At 47.2% G+C, this 21,067-nt stretch carries 17 protein-coding genes, 1 tRNA gene and 3 pseudogenes; 11 read left to right on the top strand and 10 right to left on the bottom strand.

The window, feature by feature from the left end; genetic code table 11:
- Nucleotides 1-134 precede the first annotated feature (134 nt).
- Both ACIDITHRIX25_RS69555 and ACIDITHRIX25_RS69550 read left to right on the top strand, forming a co-directional pair.
- Complete coding sequence (locus ACIDITHRIX25_RS69555) at nt 135-980, top strand: replication-relaxation family protein (protein ID WP_201732181.1); 846 nt, start codon at nt 135-137, stop codon at nt 978-980.
- Nucleotides 977-2,836, top strand: a complete 1,860-nt coding sequence (locus ACIDITHRIX25_RS69550) for a recombinase family protein (protein ID WP_201732180.1) — start codon at nt 977-979, stop codon at nt 2,834-2,836. The genes ACIDITHRIX25_RS69555 and ACIDITHRIX25_RS69550 overlap by 4 nt, the downstream gene beginning before the upstream one ends.
- Here ACIDITHRIX25_RS69550 and ACIDITHRIX25_RS69545 read toward each other — a convergent pair.
- From ACIDITHRIX25_RS69545 to ACIDITHRIX25_RS69535, 3 genes are all read right to left on the bottom strand, one after another.
- Nucleotides 2,799-2,875 (bottom strand) — tRNA-Val (locus ACIDITHRIX25_RS69545). The two genes, ACIDITHRIX25_RS69550 and ACIDITHRIX25_RS69545, sit on opposite strands and share 38 nt — an antisense overlap.
- A 64-nt stretch (nt 2,876-2,939) precedes the next feature.
- A complete protein-coding gene (locus ACIDITHRIX25_RS69540; RefSeq protein WP_249685672.1) occupies nt 2,940-3,572 on the bottom strand; it encodes an inositol monophosphatase family protein in 633 nt (210 codons plus the stop codon).
- 200 nt (nt 3,573-3,772) lie between these two features.
- Nucleotides 3,773-4,621, bottom strand: coding sequence for an oxygenase MpaB family protein (locus tag ACIDITHRIX25_RS69535; protein WP_052604696.1), 849 nt, complete (start codon nt 4,619-4,621; stop codon nt 3,773-3,775).
- 204 nt (nt 4,622-4,825) lie between these two features.
- Here ACIDITHRIX25_RS69535 and ACIDITHRIX25_RS69530 point away from each other — a divergent pair, with 204 nt between their 5' ends.
- The 3 genes from ACIDITHRIX25_RS69530 to ACIDITHRIX25_RS69520 all read left to right on the top strand — a co-directional run bounded on the left by ACIDITHRIX25_RS69530 (nt 4,826) and on the right by ACIDITHRIX25_RS69520 (nt 7,085).
- Nucleotides 4,826-5,323 (top strand): hypothetical protein, encoded by a 498-nt coding sequence (locus ACIDITHRIX25_RS69530; RefSeq protein WP_052604697.1) that lies wholly within the window; start codon nt 4,826-4,828, stop codon nt 5,321-5,323.
- Between the two features lie 96 nt (nt 5,324-5,419).
- Nucleotides 5,420-6,220 (top strand): Cof-type HAD-IIB family hydrolase, encoded by an 801-nt coding sequence (locus ACIDITHRIX25_RS69525; RefSeq protein WP_052604698.1) that lies wholly within the window; start codon nt 5,420-5,422, stop codon nt 6,218-6,220.
- Between the two features lie 721 nt (nt 6,221-6,941).
- Nucleotides 6,942-7,085 (top strand): hypothetical protein, encoded by a 144-nt coding sequence (locus ACIDITHRIX25_RS69520; RefSeq protein ID WP_160291729.1) that lies wholly within the window; start codon nt 6,942-6,944, stop codon nt 7,083-7,085.
- 35 nt (nt 7,086-7,120) lie between these two features.
- Here the strand turns inward: ACIDITHRIX25_RS69520 and ACIDITHRIX25_RS000000104070 are convergent.
- The 3 genes and pseudogenes from ACIDITHRIX25_RS000000104070 to ACIDITHRIX25_RS69510 form a co-directional block, all read right to left on the bottom strand.
- Nucleotides 7,121-7,240: pseudogene (locus ACIDITHRIX25_RS000000104070) on the bottom strand (Rv3103c transmembrane domain-containing protein); the annotation flags it as partial.
- Nucleotides 7,241-7,242: 2 nt separating this feature from the next.
- On the bottom strand, nt 7,243-8,118 hold the full coding sequence (locus ACIDITHRIX25_RS69515; protein WP_201732179.1) for a mechanosensitive ion channel family protein: 876 nt from the start codon (nt 8,116-8,118) through the stop codon (nt 7,243-7,245).
- A gap of 248 nt (nt 8,119-8,366) precedes the next feature.
- Nucleotides 8,367-9,299 (bottom strand): annotated as a pseudogene (locus tag ACIDITHRIX25_RS69510) (IS1595 family transposase).
- A gap of 311 nt (nt 9,300-9,610) precedes the next feature.
- On the opposite strand from ACIDITHRIX25_RS69510, the gene ACIDITHRIX25_RS69505 reads away from it, so the two are divergent.
- Nucleotides 9,611-10,636, top strand: a complete 1,026-nt coding sequence (locus ACIDITHRIX25_RS69505) for an IS630 family transposase (RefSeq protein ID WP_201732178.1) — start codon at nt 9,611-9,613, stop codon at nt 10,634-10,636.
- A 298-nt stretch (nt 10,637-10,934) separates the two neighbouring features.
- On the opposite strand, the gene ACIDITHRIX25_RS69500 is transcribed toward ACIDITHRIX25_RS69505, so the two are convergent.
- The gene (locus ACIDITHRIX25_RS69500; RefSeq protein ID WP_201732177.1) at nt 10,935-12,374 is read right to left on the bottom strand and encodes a methyl-accepting chemotaxis protein; all 1,440 of its coding nucleotides are present in this window, start codon (nt 12,372-12,374) and stop codon (nt 10,935-10,937) included.
- 273 nt (nt 12,375-12,647) lie between these two features.
- Here ACIDITHRIX25_RS69500 and ACIDITHRIX25_RS69495 point away from each other — a divergent pair.
- Nucleotides 12,648-12,839, top strand: a pseudogene (locus tag ACIDITHRIX25_RS69495) (transposase); the annotation flags it as partial.
- Nucleotides 12,772-13,029, top strand: a complete 258-nt coding sequence (locus ACIDITHRIX25_RS000000104065) for an IS3 family transposase (RefSeq protein ID WP_502756204.1) — start codon at nt 12,772-12,774, stop codon at nt 13,027-13,029. The pseudogene ACIDITHRIX25_RS69495 and the gene ACIDITHRIX25_RS000000104065, both read left to right, overlap by 68 nt.
- 71 nt (nt 13,030-13,100) lie before the next feature.
- Here the strand turns inward: ACIDITHRIX25_RS000000104065 and ACIDITHRIX25_RS69485 are convergent, their stop codons facing one another.
- The 3 genes from ACIDITHRIX25_RS69485 to ACIDITHRIX25_RS69475 form a co-directional block, all read right to left on the bottom strand.
- Nucleotides 13,101-13,541, bottom strand: a complete 441-nt coding sequence (locus ACIDITHRIX25_RS69485; protein WP_052604704.1) for a hypothetical protein — start codon at nt 13,539-13,541, stop codon at nt 13,101-13,103.
- 122 nt (nt 13,542-13,663) lie between these two features.
- Entirely contained in the window at nt 13,664-14,113 is a 450-nt protein-coding gene (locus tag ACIDITHRIX25_RS69480; RefSeq protein WP_052604705.1) for a DUF3293 domain-containing protein, read from the bottom strand.
- A 1,242-nt stretch (nt 14,114-15,355) separates the two neighbouring features.
- Complete coding sequence (locus ACIDITHRIX25_RS69475) at nt 15,356-15,736, bottom strand: hypothetical protein (RefSeq protein ID WP_052604706.1); 381 nt, start codon at nt 15,734-15,736, stop codon at nt 15,356-15,358.
- 1,073 nt (nt 15,737-16,809) lie between these two features.
- Here ACIDITHRIX25_RS69475 and ACIDITHRIX25_RS69470 point away from each other — a divergent pair.
- The 3 genes from ACIDITHRIX25_RS69470 (at nt 16,810) to ACIDITHRIX25_RS69460 (ending at nt 20,908) form a co-directional block, all read left to right on the top strand.
- Nucleotides 16,810-18,102 (top strand): alkyl sulfatase dimerization domain-containing protein, encoded by a 1,293-nt coding sequence (locus ACIDITHRIX25_RS69470; RefSeq protein WP_052604708.1) that lies wholly within the window; start codon nt 16,810-16,812, stop codon nt 18,100-18,102.
- A gap of 570 nt (nt 18,103-18,672) precedes the next feature.
- Nucleotides 18,673-19,056: a PPOX class F420-dependent oxidoreductase gene (locus ACIDITHRIX25_RS69465; protein WP_052604709.1), complete on the top strand. Its 384-nt coding sequence runs from the start codon at nt 18,673-18,675 to the stop codon at nt 19,054-19,056.
- A gap of 973 nt (nt 19,057-20,029) precedes the next feature.
- Nucleotides 20,030-20,908 carry an ArdC-like ssDNA-binding domain-containing protein gene (locus tag ACIDITHRIX25_RS69460; RefSeq protein ID WP_052604710.1) on the top strand — a complete coding sequence of 293 codons (879 nt, stop codon included), beginning with the start codon at nt 20,030-20,032 and terminating at the stop codon, nt 20,906-20,908.
- Nucleotides 20,909-21,067: the final 159 nt, after the last annotated feature.

Here is a 21,067-nt window from a genome sequence, read left to right as displayed (position 1 = left end):
CAGTTCGAGACGGCTCAAAGATTGCGAATGGTGCCAACCTTCGGGGTCCAATCCTCTTGCCGGGACGAGACTCTGCTGGATTCTCAGCTCAATCAGTCCCTCGAGGGTGCGCCCAGCCAGGTCGGGAGTCGATCATGAGTGCTTCTCAATATGGCGAGCTCGCCCAGCGTTTGAGCGATCGGGACTGGCAAATTCTCTCGACCGTGAGAGGGTTTAAATACCTGACCACTCGACAACTAGCGCGTCAGCACTTTGGTCTCTCCGACCCCGCTGGTCTCATTCCGAGAACTGCAAACCACGCCCTTGCGCGGCTTCGCGAACTTGGCCTGTTGGTCAGCCTCGAGCGCCGCATTGGGGGCGTCAGGGCAGGCTCGGGCGGCTTCGTCTGGCAGATCACGGACCTCGCCAACAGAGCTCTTTGCATCCGCCATGGCGTGCCGAGTGGCGCACGGTTGCGTACGTTCGAACCTGGAATCACGTTCCTCGATCACACGTTGGCGATCGCTGAAGTCGTCATCACTCTGCAAGAGACATCTCAAGGCGGTGAGGTCGTTCTGAAACGGGTCCAACTCGAACCAGAGAGTTGGCGCAATTATCTCGGGTTCGCAGGCGAACAGAAGTGGCTTAAGCCAGATCTCGCCGCGATCACGCTGACGGGAGAGTTTGAGGATCACTGGTTCATCGAGGTAGACCGCGCGACCGAACCGCCCGGTCGAGTCGTGAAGAAGTGTCTGCAATATCACGAGTACCTTCGCACAGGTAAGGAGCAAAACGAGCACGGTCTCTTTCCAGCCGTCGTCTGGGTGGTACCAAATAATCGACGAAGAGAGCAACTCCGACAGCGCTTAGCGAATGAATCGTTAATCGATCACCGACTTTTCACCGTCGTCATGTCCCAGGAATTGGCCAAACTGGTCTCTCTTGGGGCGACGGAATATAAAAAGGCGCGCGATGATTGCAAGGAGGGTGACGAATTATGAGTGACATTCCTAGCGACCGACCGACGTTGGTTGGAATTCCAGCGCAGCAAACACTGGACTTTTCTCCCCAACAGAGCGTTAATGAAGTGAACGTAACTGGAGGAAAGTCGCCTATGTACCCCGCTACTGCCACACCGACAACCAATCCGCTTGACATGTTTGCTCAAGCACTCGCCCCAAAAGTCGCCGTCAGCTACTTACGCGTGTCGACCCGAGATCAAGCTCGTCGAGGTGGCGGTGACGACGAGGGCTTCTCAATTCCAGCTCAACGCGACGCAAATAAGCGTCGAGCCGCCAGTCTGGGGGCAATCGTTATCAAGGAGTTCGTGGATCGAGGTGCATCAGCTCGTTCCGCCAATCGACCCGAGCTCCAACGGATGCTCGAATATCTGGCTGATCACGAAGTGGACTACGTAATTGTCCACAAACTTGACCGCCTCGCCCGCAACCGAGCAGATGACGTGGAGATCACTAAGGCTCTTGACGCATCGAACGTGCGTCTCGTATCAACCACCGAGTCAATCGACGAGACGCCCTCAGGAATGCTCCTACATGGCATTATGTCGAGCATTGCCGAGTTCTACTCGAGGAACCTCGCCGCTGAGGTTATGAAAGGAATGTCCCAGAAGGCCCGGTCGGGAGGAACTGTTGGTCGAGCGCCACTCGGATACCGAAACCACCGATCTGTTGACTCAGAAGGACGCGAAGTTCGTACGGTCGTCATTGACCAAGAGCGTGCGCCGCTAATTAAACAGGCGTTCGAGCTCTACGCCACCGGTAGTTGGACCGTCGCAGCACTAGCGGAGCACCTCAATCAACGCGGACTCACTACAACGCCAACGCAGAAACTTCCCTCCAGGCCCATCACTGAAGGCTTACTACACAAAGTCCTTACCAATCCCTACTTCAAGGGACTTACCAAATTCCAAGGGGCGCTCTACCAGGGACGACACGAGACGCTCGTTGACGAAGTCACATGGCAGCGTGTTCAAGACATTCTCACTTCGCACAACAACGGTGAGCGAACGCGAAAGCACCCTCACTTCCTCAAAAGTACTGTTTACTGCGGACAATGCGGTGAGCGATTGATGGTACAGCGTGCCAAATCGGCCAGTGGAATGACCTATCCCTACTTCTACTGCGCCGGGCGACACTCGAAGCGGACCACCTGTACGCAACGAGCGGCGCTCATCTACGAAGTCGAGACCAAGCTAGAGCAGCACTATCAACACATTCAACTTGATACAGAGTTCAGAGGTCGCGTGGAAGCGATGATCCGAGAGGAGTTCGTAAGTTCACGTGCCCAAATCGAAGAGAAAAAGCGCGAACTCAAACGCGAGCAAGAAAAATTGGAACGACAGCGTCAGAAGTTAATGGAGGCTCACTACGCCGGGGCAATCCCAGTAGACCTGTTGGGAAGCGAGCAAGAGCGTATTGGTAGGGCACTGCAGAAGGTCATCGCAGAACTCTCGGCGATTCGTACCGAATTCGAGATTGTCGAAGTCAACTTAAAGCAGGCTCTTGATCTAACGGTTGATTGCGGTGCCGCCTATGAGAATGCTCCGGACCACATCAAGAAGTTGTTCAACCAGGCGTTCTTCGAAAAGGTTTTCGTGTTTGAAGTTGACGATACGCCCGGCGAAGTTCGACTCGAAGCGGAGTTGAAGCCACCATTCGACACCCTGTTTGGTGACGAGCTCAAGAATGCGGACGCAACGAGGCGGATATCCCCGGCAAACAAGAAGCCCGCTGGCAAATCTTCCAGCGGGCTCCATAACCCAGCAGTTCGCCAGGTCAATTGTTTGAGTAACGCGTTAATGGTGGGCGCTAAGGGACTCGAACCCCCGACCTGCTGAGTGTAAATCAGCTGCTCTAACCAACTGAGCTAAACGCCCGAAAGGACTCATTAAACTCTAGCCACTTATGTCTAAGTTTCAACCTAGTTCAACGATAAATCGTTCAAGGCTGGGATATCTTCATCTTTGGCAAACTATCGCAAATGATCCCAGCCAAACTTTCATCAGCGGCCGCCATGATATGACGACGCCCGCCAAAGAAATCTCCCCTCAACAACCTTTGCGGATCTATCACTTTTGCAAACGCGCCTGCCTCTTCGATAATCGCCACACCTGCCAAGTAATCCCATGTTGCGAGTCCACTATAGGAAAAATCGACAAACGCGTCAAGCTGCGACGACGCCACCATACAAAGCTCAAGGGCTGCAGACCCAAATGCCCGAAATTGACCCCAGCCAAGATGACGAGGTGGATATCCGTTGACAGCGACGACTGATTTAGATAGCGATCTCTCTCTGGCTTGCACATGGATTTGATTCCCGTTCCAATATGCTCCCTCACCTCGCAATGACCAATAGGTTGAACCGTTGGTAAGCTCCCCAACATATCCGCCCAAGAGCTCATCGCCTCGTATTAGGGCGCAAGAGATTGCAGAAAACGGAATCCCCCGCGATGCATTGGTGGAGCCATCAACAGGATCAAGTACGACGGTTAGAGCTGAGTCACTTGAAAATGATTTGGTAAATCCCGACTCTTCTGAGAAGACGTTGAATCCTCGTTTGACAAAGAAATCTATGCAAAGGTCGTCAACTTCAACGTCGCCTTTATGTTGACCTGGGATATCATCGGTTGGACCCCACTCAAGTTCCCCACCGTGTATGAGATTTCGAACCGAAGTCGTAAGGTCATTGCATTCTTCTATAAACCTTGAATAATTGATAATCTCATCCTCGTCTTAATCACTTGCCTATATAAGTCTAAATACTACAATTGCAGTTAGCGAGCAGGGGATCGCCGAGCCGAGCGGAGGTCATCGTACCACTGCAACTTAGCCTGTCGATACATCGGATGCCCAGGTAGATAGAGTCGAAGAAAAATTCCGAGTGCCCAAACCACCTTTCTTCGCAAGATCGATACCACCTGAGATCGATTTATCCCATAGTGCTCCTTCGCAAAAGCCGGCAATAGATCCAGCGCAGAATCCGCTATCAGCGGCCACAGTACCGAAAGTACTCCCGCGCCATCTGGAAACTGAGGCTTCACAAGATCGTCAAACGCCTGACGCGCACCATTTGAAATACCGATATATGGAGCATTCGCTATAGCATCGCCAAGGTCCGAAACATTCAACACCACCTTAGATGGTGATGCGCCAAGGCCGAAAGCAATGACGGATTGCTCTTGTAGATAAAGATTTTTTTCCTCAAAGGATAATTCATGAACAAAAAAACAATAGCTAGTCAACATTGAATCCACAAAACAGTTGTGGATAAATGCAAGTAATATCGGATCATCTGCGCGATATGAGATTCCACTTTCAGGATCTACACCAACTACTCGCCGATGTATAGCCTTGACACCTTCAATTTCATCCCAAGCTTGAGATTTACTTCCAAAGGTCGTTGTCATTACAAAGTTTGATGTACGCGCCAAACGTCCCCATGGATCACTTCTGTAGTTGGAATATCCAGCTACGGCCGCCATTGATGGGATAGACAGAGCTTGAACAAGCAGCGCCCTTATACCTCCGATAAACGAAGTGGGGTCTGCATGGATCCTCCATGAAATACTTTCAGGGCCCATAATTCCCAGGGAGTCACTTTTCGAAATTGAATATCTGTCCATAGCCCGCCTTGTAACATCTCAGAGCCACCACCAGAACGACCAAATCGGAAAGATCAATGGCACTTCGGGAAAGTTGTCAACGGCTTCAATCCTAGAACTCTATCGAAGATACACGCAATCATCCACCATTTCGAACCTAAATGTGCGTACCACAGAAGATCGAAACCCCTTATTTATCGAACCAAGACATCTAAGCTATAGCAAGTGAGTACTAATAGAGCCAAAAGCGACGATATCTTCAAACGGCTTCGAGGCTACTTCGGTGGGCCAAAGCCATATAATGATGCCCCCAAGCACGGTCTCACCTCATTGAAAGCTCACATATTTCTCCCAGCCTTAGTCTCTTTCGCGTGCGCACCACTGTTGTCAAGCTGTGGTTCGTCGGCTGGTACCAACGGGACGAAGGCATGCCAACTGGTCAATCAAGCACTCCTAGAGCTCAAAGCACCAATTACACCCCAAAAGAATCAAAATGCGTTGGGACTCCTCCGTCGAGCACTACCCTATGCTGCGATTGCCGCAGGATCAAATGGTGACTGGCAGCCCCTAGAGGCAACACTTTCGGAGACGAATAGGGTGAAGATCACAAATCTACAATCTGCACTAACCGCCGAATGCGCTAATGGTAATGCAGGAAATATTAACGGTTCTGGAGTCTTCGAGCAGGCGTCCATTCCACAGAACTCAAATAGTGCTGGATAGTTGCGCCAGATCACAATTCATAAGGAATGGTCCGATTGCATCTCTTGAGTGTCTACCGTAATGAATTGATAAATTCCGAAGTGGAGATCTAAACAATTGATCAAATTACTAGCAACCGACCTAGATGGAACTCTACTTGACGCAAACGGAAAAGTAAGCAGACAAAATATTGACGCAATCGCTGCGATCAATAAAATGGGCATACCAACGATAGCAGCGACCGCTCGATCCCCGCGTTCGGCTAGCAAGATATCAAAGACAGCTGGCCTTGGCCCCTATGCCATTTGTGCAAATGGGGCGATCGTATACGATTTGCAGTCGAAGACCCTACTGCGCCATGATCCGATTAGTCAAAAGGTATCCAAATCAATAATTTCAATCCTTAGGGATGAATTTGAAGCTGTAATCCTGGCTGGAGAATACGTTGACGACTTCTTCGCCGAGGCAAATTTCTTCAAAAGACCCATTCCCGATTTGATCATTCCAACAACAAAAGACCTACTGACCAAGGTCGATCAGGGCATGACAAAAGTGATCGGCAGAGTCCCAGGAAAAAGCTCCGAAGAGCTTCGAGATCACCTAGCGCCAATGCTAAGCCAATTTGTCGACGTAACGATATCGGGACCTGATTGGATTGAATTTGCTGCACACGGAATAACAAAAGCACACGGAGTTACCATTGTGTGTGAAATAATTGGTATCTCTCCGTCTCAAGTAGCTGCCATAGGAGACCAAAGAAACGATCTGGACATGCTAAATCTTGTTGGCTATCCATTTACCCTACAAAGCGCTCATCCGGACTTATTCTCAATTACTGATCGCGTCGTTCCACATCACGATGACTCTGGATTTTCGCAATTGGCGCTCGAGATCGAAAAGATAATTGCACAAAATTGAGTCATGATATACAAAAACTAGCGCACGGATTCTACAAGAGACCTTATTCGCGCGGAAACAAATCGAACTCTAACTTCCATTGAATTTCAAAACACGTATCCACGATGGCCAAAGCTAGTAGCCACTAAGATTTCTGCCCGCCTCGTTATTCTCGGAGTGTCCGCGACCTTCAGGTTTGCATGAATACTGTCAAGGTTGAGGTCGCAATCAATTGTGAAAAACCATCCATCCATTGATTTCACCAATAGGGTGCAATACAAAAGCCACCTCTAGGGCCCGTGTGAAAAAACTTTCCTGGGCAACAGAGATTGAAAACCTACTCGGCGCCTAAAGCGTACGACAAGTTTGTATAGATCTACCAAAAGTCCGCTTACACACAATTTGTAGAGAATCACTGATTCAATCCAAACCGCACCACATACTGGTAATGAGCAATGTTCCGTTCGTGCTGAATAGGTCTGTAAACACACTTTGGAAACTGCTATTCCGCATGGTTCGCGATTAATTTTTCTTGGTGAAAACTCACCGCGAACCATGCTGAATGATGCATCAGACCTAACATTGCTCATTTTCATCAACGTAGCTTCAAGATGCCAAAGTGGTGGAGGTGCTTGGTGTCGAGGTCGAGCTATTGCTTGGGATTGAGGTTGAAGTAGTTCCAAACACAGTTGTAGAGGTTGAGGTTGAGGTTGAGGTCGACCCGTGAGATCCAGTGGTCGTTGTGGATCCACCTAAAACTGTGGTAGTGGTGGAAGTTGTAGTTGACGAAGTTGTGGTAGTAGTGGTGGTGGTGGAAGCCTTCGGAGCAACCGTCGTTTCAAGCGGATGTGCAATAGTTGTAGTAGTAGTTGGAACGACTGCATAAATTGGAACAGGCTCAGCTTTTGGCTGTGGCCTTAGGTCCAGGTAAATCCCCAATAATGCAAAAAAAAGCACAGACAATATAACTGTCGATCGGCGCGGCCGATGAAATCGTCGAAACTTCACATCAGTGCTTTGATTTGAGATCTCATGGCTCATAGTCACGGCCCGAAGTTATAATTTACTGAATCAGGGTTAAAGAGCGCACCTGATTGACCCAACAATGTAATACCGCGCATCCTTATCTCTCGACCAACTTCCCATTGTTGTGCTGGCAAAGTTCGGCCCAAAATCCTAATCGTAACCATTCCTGGAGATATCGTCTCGATTCCCGTTACAACCAACGGGCCTACCAATACATTGACCCAACGAGGATCTTGAGTAATCGAAGTTGCTAAATTCTCCAACTCGCGTCGAACCATCGCAAGATCTACGTCTTGGCGAATTGGAAAATCAACTACGACCTGAGACCATTCTCGCGATAAGTTGACTACTTGCCTTATCTCCGAATTTGGCAAGATGATCTGCTCTCCCGAAAGGTTTCGAATTCGCGTAATCCTAAGAGTCACCTCTTCTACGGTTCCCGTAATTCCAGCTAAGACCCCCGGAGCCGATATACGAATAATATCCCCCACTCCATATTGCCGCTCAGCAAAGATGAAAAAGCCCGCCAGGAGGTCCTGAACGACCGTCTGGGCTCCAAATCCAAGCGCAACTCCAATAACGGTTGCAGGAGCCACAAGCGAAGTGATCGGAACTCGAAGCTGAATCAGAACCAGAATCAGAGAGACACTGTAAATGATCGCTACTGCTGCCCAATCAACGGCTTGGACGACAGCAGAGACGTACTTATTTCTCTCAGAGAGGACGAACTCATCTCTAATCTGTTGCGACGCCACTCGCTTTAGATAGCTTGAAACCTTAGTACCAACAAAGTGCACCGATCTTGCAGCCAAAACAGAACCGATAACCATCAGAGCAACCACGAGTCCAACGTCTCGCACCCAGATACCGATTGCCTCTGTAATACCGCTCACATTTATGTGCACCTCTTACACAATAGCCAAATCACATCGACTATTGTCAAAAAAACTACCCCATGGAGGCGCCGCTGTTTCAAATTACGCCAATGAACTCTGGCTCCCGCTTAAATGTACGCATCCCCAACTCGCCAACTGGCCAAATGGTCAACTACCCGAGTTGATACTTTTCTTGCGATGTCTGGCCAAACAACTTGATAAAACCACTTTAAGGGGCCATTACTCGAAAATTTAAAGCATACTTATCAAGTTTCGTAAGCAAGAGCCATTTTGGAGTCAGATTCGCGGAGTAGCGGATGTGGAGACGCAAACACACATGTATTGAGAAGTCGCTCGACCAATGACATTTCAAAGTGCCTTGGGTTGAATCGGTATGCGAATTCCTCGAGGCATAAGTTGCTTATGTTCCTCACGTCCGTGGTATGTTCCGTCGATAAATTTCTTGCAGTTCCCAATTTAGGATCTTGAGCCATTTGAATGTTACATGTGCTTGTTCGTCTTTGGATAGAGTGAACCCGTGCGCTAGTCCAAGGTCTTTCAGCACATACCCCGTAACTTGGGTTACCATCACTTATCAGCTTGGTGTCGGAATCTAAACGTCTCACAAAAACATCTTTGGGTGATTTAGCAGTGGTATCTTTGATTACTTCCATGAAGCAATGAGTAGGAGCACTATTGCTAATCGACACTCCAATTAGAACATTGGTTAGTTTTGTTCCCTTTCCTCTTTAGCCTTCGCCATGGCTCTCACCACCTAAAAAGAACTCATCTACTCAGGCGTTTCCTCCAAGTTTATATAAACCATCTCGCTCAGCCATTACGCTCAGCCATTACGCTCAGCCATTGCCTTAGGTAGCTTATTTAGCATCAACCAGCCAGTCGAATAAGATACTTGAACGAATTTAGCAGGGGCTCTGATGGCTAGGGGGTAGTAGCCGAAAGACCACGCTTGTCGTTGGACAATAGATAGATAGCGGAGAACCACTTGGATAAAGAGATATGGCTTCGATGGAAGATGGTTCTGGAGGTAACGCTAGTTTGACGTCGACAAGATTTACATTGAAAAAGTGGAGCTCGAGACGCTGCATTTCTTGAAATGATTTGGCCTTACTAAAGTAAATTGATCGAAGTTACACTTTGAGCATCTAAATCCCTCACAGCAATAGCAATTTGATCAAATGATCTTCACATGCTTACTTTGAAGCGAAGCGTACCATAAAGCCTGAGAGATCCACCATGCCACCTTAGTAGAACATCTGTTCTACTAAGGATTAGCTCCAATCTGGTCTCGGTGAAGGCGAAACTTACGAAACTTGATAAGTATGATTTAAAGATGACCCAGTCCCGAAGTGTACCAAAACCATCACCAGCGAAGACATCTAAATCCGCCCACACCCGAGCGATGCTAAACCATTTATTCGCATAACACTCTGAAATGCTCCAATGAGCCCTTTTAATTTCTTGTAAGGTGTGTTAATCTTCTCATGACATGCTTACACCCGAGGAACTCGCCACTATTGAAGCATTCATGGCGAAGACTGAAAACATCGACGAATATAAGCGGGCGCTGGCAGTTCTCACCCTTGAAGATGGGAGTCCCCTCAACAGGACAGGCCTCTCTGTCAAGCATGTACAGCGAATTCGACGGTCATTCCGCAGCGTTGGCACTGAGGCATTCAAGGACAAGCGCCATAACAACGCTCCGGTACTTCTCTCAAAGTCTCAAAGAGATGAAGTGGCAATCATGCTCACGACTACAACTCCCAATGACCACGGCTATAGCAGTTCCCCGTTTTGGTCAACACGGATCCTGGCTACAGTACTCAAGCGCAGATACGGTGTTCTCTATGCCTCTAGGACTAGCTATTACGTTCTGTTTCGGGAAAGTAAGTTCAGCTTCCATCTGCCGGGCAAACAGTACGAGAAGGCTGATCCACAAGCGGTAGCTGAATGGAAAGACGAGCAGCAAGAACGTCTGAAAGAGGCATTCTCTGATCCAGATACGGTGATTCTCTGTGAAGACGAGATGGTTCTCACTCAGGCGACAACTACTCAGAAAGTGTGGATACCGAAAGGAACCACACCAGCTGTAATTGAGACCAATGGAACCAGAATGAACCGGAGCATCTATGGGTTTTTGAACCTCAAGACAGGCAAGGAGCATGCATTTGCAACAGAGCGCCAGACTATGCATGAAACAGCGGCCATACTGCTGGCGATCCGCAAGATCTACCCAAGAGAGAAGATTCTGCTTATATGGGATGGGGCAGGATGGCACAGAGGGAGCGTCGCTCAAGAGGCAATTAGGGAGCATCACATCGAAGCAGTCCATTTCCCTCCGTATTCTCCGCAACTCAATCCCCAGGAACACGTTTGGAAGCAAGGGCGCTCTGCTGTAACCCACAATCGCTTCATTCCCAAGATTGAACCAGTCACAAAGGAATTAGTCGACTATCTCAACACGACGACATTCCCATACTCTTTGCTTGATTTCAAGGAGCAAGTCAGAGTGTGAGCTCTATAGTTCCACCGATACGTGAAATAAAATCTAGCCAAAGGGACCCAAAGGGATGCAGATTCGAACAATCCAATGATTCCAATCCGGATAAGTTAAGTGACTCTAGTGCTATATAAGGCGTTCATGAAATGACCCAGACCCACCGAATTAGTAGGATGAAAACAAATCTAAACAGATTAGCGCAGTCAGCTTTCGAGTGCAACGATCAACAAACTCATCGATGCTACGACTAAGGGCTAGTAGCGCGAGCCATCGGCTCGATCGTTCAGGGCCAAACCTATCTAGCATCAAAGCGTTATGCTAGATAGGCAACCCGAACTCCGCCCCAGTGGGCTCCATTTACCCAAATAGGAGATGAGACATCCTTCATAAGGGCGTACTTTCCACCACCCATATCTCGTCGGTAAGTCTGCAATAGAACATGCTCTTGATTTCTTCCCGCAGCAAGTCCAGTTCGATCCGCAAAAATTCGTCGATTTCTGCAATTGGCAGCATTCCAAATCGGATCAGGTCCTTGGGGCTTGGAGAACTTTAGATTATGGGTAGGTAAATATCCATTTCGATCAACTGCCACACAAAAAACTACCCGCTCATCCATCTCAAGAGCCTTCTCCTGGGCCGAGACAAAAAGTTCATCGCTCAGACGAACAAACTTGGTTAAGTGTTGGATAGGGTTGCTTCCAGACACAGGAACGTAATCTGAATCAAATAGTTCAGATTCGCTAATCTTTCCGCTTGAGAGCGCATTCTCCAAGAGACGCGAGAACTCCGCGGCCGTGTTGATCGCCAAGTTGATAAAGGAGGTATCGATCGTCTCCACATCCGAGGTATTGGCCGTCTGCAACAGCACTTCGACGGAGTCCAAAAGGTCTGAACTCTTCGTCTTAGCCAGACCAAGTTCCTTAGAACTTGAATCCACCCCTTCAATTAGCATGGCCAAGGAGTTATTGAATGAAGTCATCTGGCCGCTAGATTCTTGTGCCGCGTTTGCCATCTCTGAGACATCTCCATCCACCTTGGCGACTGCCACTGAAACACCTGAGATGACTTCAGCTATCTGGTTAGTCCCAGCTTCAGTCGCGCTGGCCCCTTGGCGGGCCTTTTGGGCACTAGCTTCGAGGCTTCCAACCCGATCTGTCAAACCGGCCAATTTGTCGCCTATCGAAGCAGCCATTGAAATTGTTTGATCTGCTAAGTCTCTGATGGAATTAGCAATAACAGCAAATGAGGTTCCATGCTTGCCAGAGCGTACTGCTTCAATCCTGGCATTAAGGGCCAAGATGTGGGTCTGTTGGGCGATCTTATCGATTTGAGAAGCAACTCCTGCGACCGACTGAAGCTCCACACCGAGCTCTACGAGTTCATCACTAGTGCTAGATACCCATGAAGCCAACGTCCGAATCTCAGACAACGAGCTTCCCACGGTGCCTCTAGAAGACTCTAGGAGACTATCGACATCTTGAGCGACCACTTGGGTAGATTGAGCAAGTTGAGCAACTTTTTCATTGGATGAAACAACATCCCTAGCGACACCACCCATCTCTTGAAAATACTTGGCCTGTTCTTCAAGCTTTGTTGCGAGACTATCTAGCATTCCCCAGATGTCCACAACATCGATTCCAAGGCTTGAAGCCGAAGCGACCATTCGCGCCACTACAACTTCCGTACTTTCAACGTTGAAAGTACCGAAGTTGGAGCGACTCGTCGTCGCCTTATGCATACCTCTGGTCAACATCCGCATTTCGAAACCGCCTCAAAGACCCAACCTGTCATAGAATCTTGTATCGGCGCATCAGGGCTTTCATTTAGTTTTGTTATCAAACTATTCAAAAAACTTTAGCTCACAATTGAAATGTAAAGCAAGTAACCACTGACCTCCTCGGTTTGCCATTCTTATCCTAAAAAAACCAAAATCAACATCCTGAAACTAAGGTGTATGAACGAATCCCACGCCAAGGAATGAACCTTCTCACGATACGCGACACGACTCTCCCTAAATCAAAGGAGAATGGTAGTCATGGGAGAATTGCATCCAAAAGAGGCAACGCCTCGTAGAAAGTTTGACTCGGATTTCAAAAGTGACGCAGTCAAACTTGTAGAGATTGGAAATCGATCCATTAAGCAGGTGGCTAATGAGTTGGGTATCCCGGAGGCAACTCTTAATAATCGGGTCTACAACGTTCGGAGAGCAAAGAAGGCTTCCGGTGAGACTACACCGAACCTCATTGAAGAAAGAGCTCGTATATCAAACAGTCTTCGGCACCAGAGAGGAGGCAAGAATAGAGATCTTCGACTGGATCCAATGGTACAACCGGAAGAGGAGACATTCAAGTATTGGTGACATTTCGCCAATTGATTTTGAAAAGTCAGCTATGGTGAAAGCTGCATAGATAAGCGGAGTTCCGTGTCGCGTTTGGTGAGTAATTCCAGAAATTCGCATCTACTTGACGAAACTCTAAATTCAATTCTCCACCAGGGCCGCTGCCTGGATAGGCGTAATTCCAACGGCCGCAGCTGCCTCTGCTAACGTCAACGAATCCTCTATAACGAGCTTTCGAAGAGCTTCCCTTGCAAGTTTCAACGCATCACTATGAGATCTTCTAAGGGCGGCGGCGATTGAATCGTAGTCCGCAGTACTACTGTCTTCAAGCCTAAGGATATCGACTCTTGTCGCGGAAAAAGTAGGGCCATCATTGACCGGCTTTGTCGTATAATTTCGTCTAAATTCAATACACAACGGTTCCAGACCCATAGATAAAGCAACTACCGAGCGTAGCTCCCATTGAGCAGAAACTGGATCCGTAGCCAAGGAAGACAGATCGGGGTCATCCAACAAGGAGGCAAGCCAGAGATTTTCTGCAACCCTTCGCAGAGTTATCTCAAGAGTCACCTTTTCTGTCAATTCCCTATCCCTCACGCCATAATAAGTCGACCACAAAGAAAAATTAGTTAAGCCTTTTCATCAATTACTTATCCCGCATAAAAAAACAAACGCATATAATTCTTCTAACGGTCGACCTAAAATCAAAGTGCAAGAGCCGGTCGTGACCTTGATACATCAACAAGCCATAGGTGATCGTCGAAGATATAGTAGTAACCAGCCTGTCCAAAGTCTCGAGCCAGGCGATCAACCAAATCGAAGCCTTTTGCAAAAAATGCAGTGCCACTCTCGCTCCAGCCACTGCTCCAACCTCGACTGGGCCAAAATTTGACTTTCTGGTTACTTAACTCCAATAAGAGGCGTGCCTGTCTTGCGTGGTTAGTACGGCTTGACAACCTCTGCGCATTTGGATTCCAGGCTGTCAAGATAAAAAAAGGTAATTCAGATGCATATACCGAGGCAGTCTCGACAAACTTGCGATAGGAATCAGCGAGTAATTTGCCATCACAAAGTAGATAGGAATCTCTACCAATAAAAACCTCCAGAGAGACCTCGCTCCAGAGCTCCCAGATCTCATCACTAACTTCAACCATATCAATTCAAGATAAACCCCACGAAGGGCAAAACAGCAGTTTCGTTGGTTTCTGTGAGTGAACACTCCCCTTCTAAATCCTATCCAGTCGATCTCGAGACTTGGAGATAATTATTAGCGTATCCGCCTAGCAATAACACCACTTAGGAACATAACCACCGAGTGGCACTTCTAAGTAGACCTGGAATAAAACCAAGATATTATAGACAGACCCCGACTAGGCAAAAAGGCGTTTATTCTCCAGCCAGCAACCTAAAAAAGCTTGTAAAATATTTATTTGGAGCTAGGGATAAAACTTCTTCGAATTTCGCTTCACGATAGCGTGAACGAATAGAAGGTACGATTATTGAAGTTGAGAAAAACTATGCAGCTTACCAATTGCACCAATCGATACCATTCGAATTTGAACAACGCCAATCAGAAAAAAGCGCCGCATCTCTTATCTCAAAAATAGATCCGATCAAAAAAAAACCGATACTCTCCTGCCCAAATCAAATAGCGAATGCAAAAATAGGCGAATCGCAAATGCAATAAACACTAATATTCTCAATGGTGGCCAAAGATTTAAGATAGTAGCGGAGATTTATATGCGCGAAAGTGCGAGAAGTCCTGTTCTATCGCTCTTCTACTATTGCCTTGATCGCGTTGCTGGTGCTCTATATCGTCAAATAGCGTCTTGGCAGTTTGCATCAACTTCTCAGAGGGCGATGGCGAAGCCGAGTCTTTGCGAGGGGCATTGGCTAAAGTAACTGCGGTAGCGGCTTATCTTTAAATAGCTTAGACTCCAATTCAACCGTGGTACGGCTCTAATTATGAAAAGAAACTTCGCTCAATGCAAACTTCGCTCTCTCCAAGATTGGCACGATACTAAAGATACCTTGGGAAGCTCGCACCTTTTAATATCTCACCAAAACCCGGACCCTAGTCGGATAGGCACGACTCATTGCCGAGCCGTGCCCCCTTAAGATCCTGGCGGGCAACTTTCATCGCACTAGGCTCAAGCCTTATGAAGGCCCCTTTCGGGACCCGGTCATACAGTTACCAATTTGCCATGGAGGTATAGCCTTTACGACGTAGGCTTGTGACCTTCTGAAGTTACTACTAAAGTTCCGACCGATCGATCTTATCCCAATGTGTTTCGTCAGTAGGACCACACTGTGGCGTTAGCCATGTTAATTTGCCTTCCTAGCCTATGAGGTTCTATGAATCACGTAACTAAGACCGTCTCGTAACTAAGACCATTTCACACCTTGGCACCACAGAGAAGTCTGCTTGGCTCCGCACCAGGTAACGTCTCACCAGGTAATGTCTCAAGGTGTATCCGTCTCATTGCAAGCGCGCGTTTCGCTTTGCCTCCAATTGAATATTTCACCAATCCGTATGCTCGCATCCCCATCGACCTTCCTTGTAGTTGGCTTGCCCAATTGCTTGGGCGGAGATAGCGGCTTAGAAATGTTCCACCGAAATAACATACGCTGGGGTTAGGGCCTGCCTTTTCACCGGACGGAATTATTGTCAGCGCGCATCTATAAGACAATGATTCGACCGTTCCAGATAGCTTTTGGTCTAAGCCCATAAGCAACTTTGGCTTGTTTGCAATAACGATCTTTAACCAGCAGTTCATATATGTTGCTCATACCCAGCTAGGCCTACCTCCATGCTGCCTGGTTCCTTATTGTCTGGCCCCTTAGGGCCTTGTCGCTGGCAGTGTCGGCTTCACCTCACGGATTTGGCCTACGAGATTCCCCGCGGGTACTTTTCCGACAGCTCCACACTTAATGCTAGATAAGGCATAGCAACTGCATTCTGAGTCAGAAAATATTACCCGAAAGAGTTGATCTATGAATTGCACAATTGGCTCCTAGAGCGACATCGATCATTACACAAAGTCGATTCCGCCAATCTTTCCCGATGAAAACTCCTTCCTAGGAGGTCGCTCACTCAGTTGTAGACAAAGCTAGTGTCGTGATCTCTAAAGACCTAAGCTGTCCTATCACCAAGAAACAGTCTTGGAAGAAGTACACCAGAAGAATGTCGTCATGGGTAAAAGGCACACTTGTCGAAGCCCTTGAATCCACAACACAACAGGCCAAAGCAAGGCATGACCTTGTGAATGCAGCCTATAGGTCGCAAATGGACTCGAACTCACATCTAGGGAAGGGAAGGTAGTCGTGAGGGAGATAAGTTTTACTGTGCAAACGGGGATGTTCTCCAAGTCGACCTCAACGCTGCTTTGAACTTGCTACATAGATGCTCGGATCAAGAGATAACTCTCTACAGCCCGTATAGGGAAGTCCGAGGTATCTCAATAGCTCGTTCTCCAGCGCAACGATGCGTCAAGGGGCACGAGTTGAAGGAGACCAAAATCTCCTATCAAACGCGTGCGGATAAGCCTAAAGGCTCTGAGCAGTTATGCTAAGGTTTTTGGCAGCAGGCCTAGAATCTACGAGCCAAAAAAAGATAGATTAGGCAGGACCAAAAAGCAGTGACTTTCTCATAGTCAGCCCCATTAGCAAAGGTAGACCGACAGAGATCGACTTGGTCATTAAAAAGCTCGATATCAACTGTATCTAACCACCCCAACTCGTTAGAAGTTCAAATTAGCTTTAGATGCATCAGCCAAGATTCAGTGTGAGAAGATTAAAGAAAAATACGTTGAAAAACTGATCGCTCAGACAGCTATCCCAAGGACGTTAAATGGATATCAAGGAACGCTCGACGCGCGCTTGGCAAGGAAATATAGACGATACCAAAACTGAAAATTTGAATACCGCAGATAATCAGATCTATGAAATAACTGATCGAATTGCCTTCGTGCACTCCTTTGCTAACGTGGCTGTTGTTGATGTCGGAGAGACAATCACAATGGTCGACACAGGAGGGTATGGGCTGGCCAAAAAAGTCCATGCGGCCGTTAGATCCTGGTCAAAAAAGGATCTCGAAGTCGCAATCTACTCTCATGGCCATATAGACCATGTCTTTGGAGTCCCGGTCTTTCAGGCGAACCAGAGCCGGCCTATCACGGTTATCGCCCATGAGAACCTCAAGCATCGATTCGACAGATATATTGAAAGCGCTGGCTTCAACGAGATAATAAACAAGCGACAATTCCAAAATCATAAATTCGTGTGGCCGAAAGACTTCCGCTATCCCGACCGCGAGTATCGTCAAACATTGGAGTTGAAGGTCGGCGATACCGACATAGCTCTGAGTCATTCCAAGGGAGAGACTGACGACCATACCATGAGTTGGTTTCCCGAATCCAAAATGCTTGCATGCGGCGACCTCTTTACCTGGGTATCGCCAAATGCGGGTAATCCTCAAAAGGTTCAGCGGTACCCAAAGGAATGGGCAGAGTCACTAATCGAAATGGCCCAGATCGGGGCGGAACTCCTCATACCTGGTCATGGACTACCTCTTTTTGGGGCCGAAAGGATCAAGACCACACTTTTGAATTCAGCCGAACTGCTTGGGTCGATAGTATCTCAAACCCTTGCAATGATGAATGAAGGCCTCATTCTATCGGAGATAATAAAGACGCTAAGACCACCCTCACACCTTCTCGAACTGCCCTACCTTAAGCCAATATACGATGAACCCGAATTCATAATTAGAGCGGTTTGGCGCAAGTATGGTGGGTGGTACGAAGGCGAGCCAGGCGATTTAAAACCGCCATCCCTTGATGCCCTATCCTTTGAACTTCTCTCTCAAATCCAGAGTATTGACGCATTTCTAGACAGAGCAGAAGAACTTTCCTATAAAGCCGACGATCAATCAATGAGGATCGCCTGCCAGATGATTGACATAGCATTCAACTCACTTAAAGAGAGTCAAAAGGTCGCAGACCTACGCGCTTCTATATACCTTCGTCGATCAGAGAGAGAACTATCCTTGATGGCAAAGGGCATCTATACCTGGGCTGTCCGTGAAGCGACCGACCGGTCGCAAACACTTCAAAATAAAAGCTCCACTCAACTAGACCATCTCTAGTCAATAGTCAACGCCCAAATACCTGCTTAGAAGGTACAAACACAAAAGTCAAAAACCATAGGGAGACCATGTGAAATCAAGCAATAGAAGTCAGTATCAAAGATTGGAACTATCCACCGTTACTGGAATCCACATCCTCACAGGGTCTCTCACCGCAACGAATAAGTCAAGCAGTACTCTTGTTAGTCACAAAAAGCTTACAATATTGCTACCCAAAAAGCGTACTGTCAAATAGCACAACAAAACCTACTCTCTCCAGGTAGTGCTACCGTCTTTAAAAGCATGGAATCCACAAGGTAAAATCGCCTCAATTGATCACTCCGTCCCTGAGACAAAGTCTTAGCAATTAGACGTCACGACGGGGAGTCTAGAAGAACCAGTAATTAAAAATCTAACTCCATTGAAAGGAACTTCCAGACTGAAACATAGATAGATCACTCAGAGCACACGGTATTACAAATATTGTCAAAATCTACAGTCCGAATGCACAAAAATCCACTCAACCCATCAGCTACGGAGTATATTTATCACTATTAGATACAGTGCGCAAATCTGCTCAAAGGAGAACCGATGCTTACCGAATCCGACATAGCACTCTTGAAGGGAAAAGAATTCGCCATAATCGGCACCAATTCCCAAGAAAAGGGGCCGCAGTTAACACCAGTGTGGATCGACACCGACGGTACTAACGTGATATTCAATACGTCAAAGGGCCGAGTAAAACACAGAAATATCTTAGCCGACCCGAATATCACCATATGTATCGTCGACTCAGCTAACCCATACCATTGGATCAGCATAAGTGGCGTTGCAGAGATGACCGAGGAAGGCGCCGACGCGCACATCGACTTTCTGGCAAAAAAATACCTAGACCAAGAGTCCTACCCTTACCGAGGCCCTGGGGAAGTTCGGGTCATCGTCAAGGTAAGACCAACATCGCGCGCCAGTTCATAGGGCGTTTTCCTTTAGCTTTAGTGAGATGAAGAGTCTTTGTGAAATCCCTCGAATTGCTATGTCCGTTCAATTCACGAGCAAACCTAGACTCTTTCATCTAGCTATTTAAATCATCAAATTGGCTTTCACAGCCTCGATTTTACAACAAACATATTAACGTATAGTAATCTTTATAAAGTAGCATTATTGTGAAATTCAATGATTAAAGTCAATATTGATACGAGCTACGAGACAAGCAGTTATTTCTTAAGGCTCCACTAAACAATGATTACCATGTTTCATAATTTATCGATAATTATTTATGAATTATCTAGTGCTATTTTGGAATATTTTGACAGTAATTCTATAAATATATCGCAAGGCTTGAGTGTATGCTAAGGACGCAATTCTCAGTTAGTTCACCTCTATCGACCGAGTATACCATGTCGATAGAGGTAGTTAGTTCCACAGATTTGCCAAACTGACAGCATTATCCAACTCGTTTCCTAAAACAGTTACATCCTACATTCCAAATAGCTCATGTTGATAATGGAACCCAAACGCCCCGCACATCGATCTTCGCATCTTGAGAAAACACCGTCGACCTCACACGCGCACGTAAAGCCACTCTCGCGTAGTGACGGAATGCGACGGCCAATGTGGTACAATCGTTAATCAAGCCGTCGATCCTCTCGGGCATATCTCTCAAACTTGACCAATCAAAAACAGCTCTGATCTTTTTCAACCTTTCAATTCTTACAAATCGCTACAACTTAAAACTTTCAGCTCGTGTCATTCGATGCTGTCACAGGAGTCAGATAGCCTCAACTGTAAAGCGAAAACCACTTTCACAATCTCGAGAAATAGTCGTTGTTTGTTGAGAAATTCTTCTGGTCTATCAACGACTTTGCAAAGATAATAGCGCAGCGTACATATCAACTTCTTCTCGCGAACCATCGCCAATCCAAATGCCAAATAGCAAGGTGTAACAAGGATGACGATAACCACTACTCCAAATCTAAATAATGCGGTCCTAGAGCGGCTTCATCGAGAAGTATCCGGGATAATTTCTCAAACTGACTGGGCTAATATCGCAAAAGCGAGCGCGCTTTTAAATAATTTCTCCCCTAGAAATGCAGTCCTGATATCGATTCAATCCAAGGACAGAGGCACGCCAGTGAGTCATCTCTGTGGCTACAAGAACTGGCAAAAGCTTGGCAGATCTATCAAGGTTGGAGAAAAGGGCTATTCCATTTTGGCACCGATCTTTGAAGCCAAATCAAAGCCTCAGAATCCAACTTCAATGGCTGAGCGCTACGAAGAACAAGCAGAGGACGAGCCAAAAAAGGTGACGCGATTTAGATGGGTAACCATCTTCGACGTAAGCCAGACCGTAGGCGCAGAGATAACACCGCCAGCTCCTCAGCTGTTGACTATGGTTGCCAAACAAGCGCCTGAATTGGTGATCTTGCTCTCGCGAGCCATCGCCAATCGGGGATTTGAGGTGATCTACAGCCATCTAGAGGGCGCAAATGGCCTCAGCGACTTCAAATTGCGTCAAGTCGTAATCCACCATGAACTACCGCCAACACAACGAGCAAAGACGTTAGCCCATGAACTCAGCCACATAATCCTGCACCAAAAGGGAGTTCGCTCTAGGGCTATTGCTGAGATTGAGGCCGAAACAACTGCCTTTATTGTGATGTCTAACTTTGGAATCGATTCAGACGACTACAGTTTTGCATATATAGCTAGCTGGTCGAACGGGGATCTCTATTCCGTAATAAGCGTCGCGGAAAGATCTCAATCTGCAGCCCGAGAGATCACTGCAGAGTTAGTGGGGTCAAATGAATATCCACACCAAGACTACTAACACACTTGCAATAAAACACCGGATATTTGTTTTTAGCTCACCCATTCAAATTCGCCAGTGTATCTTTTGTTAGATACCAAACGAAAAAACAACCAATGCTTTGATTGCCTAATGATTTGCTTGATTTCACATGACATTTAAGAACAATATTCGAGGCGG

This window comes from Acidithrix sp. C25 (genome assembly GCF_904848545.2).
The sequence above is the reverse complement of the archived record's forward strand: the minus strand, read 5'-3'. Positions and strand labels throughout refer to the sequence as shown.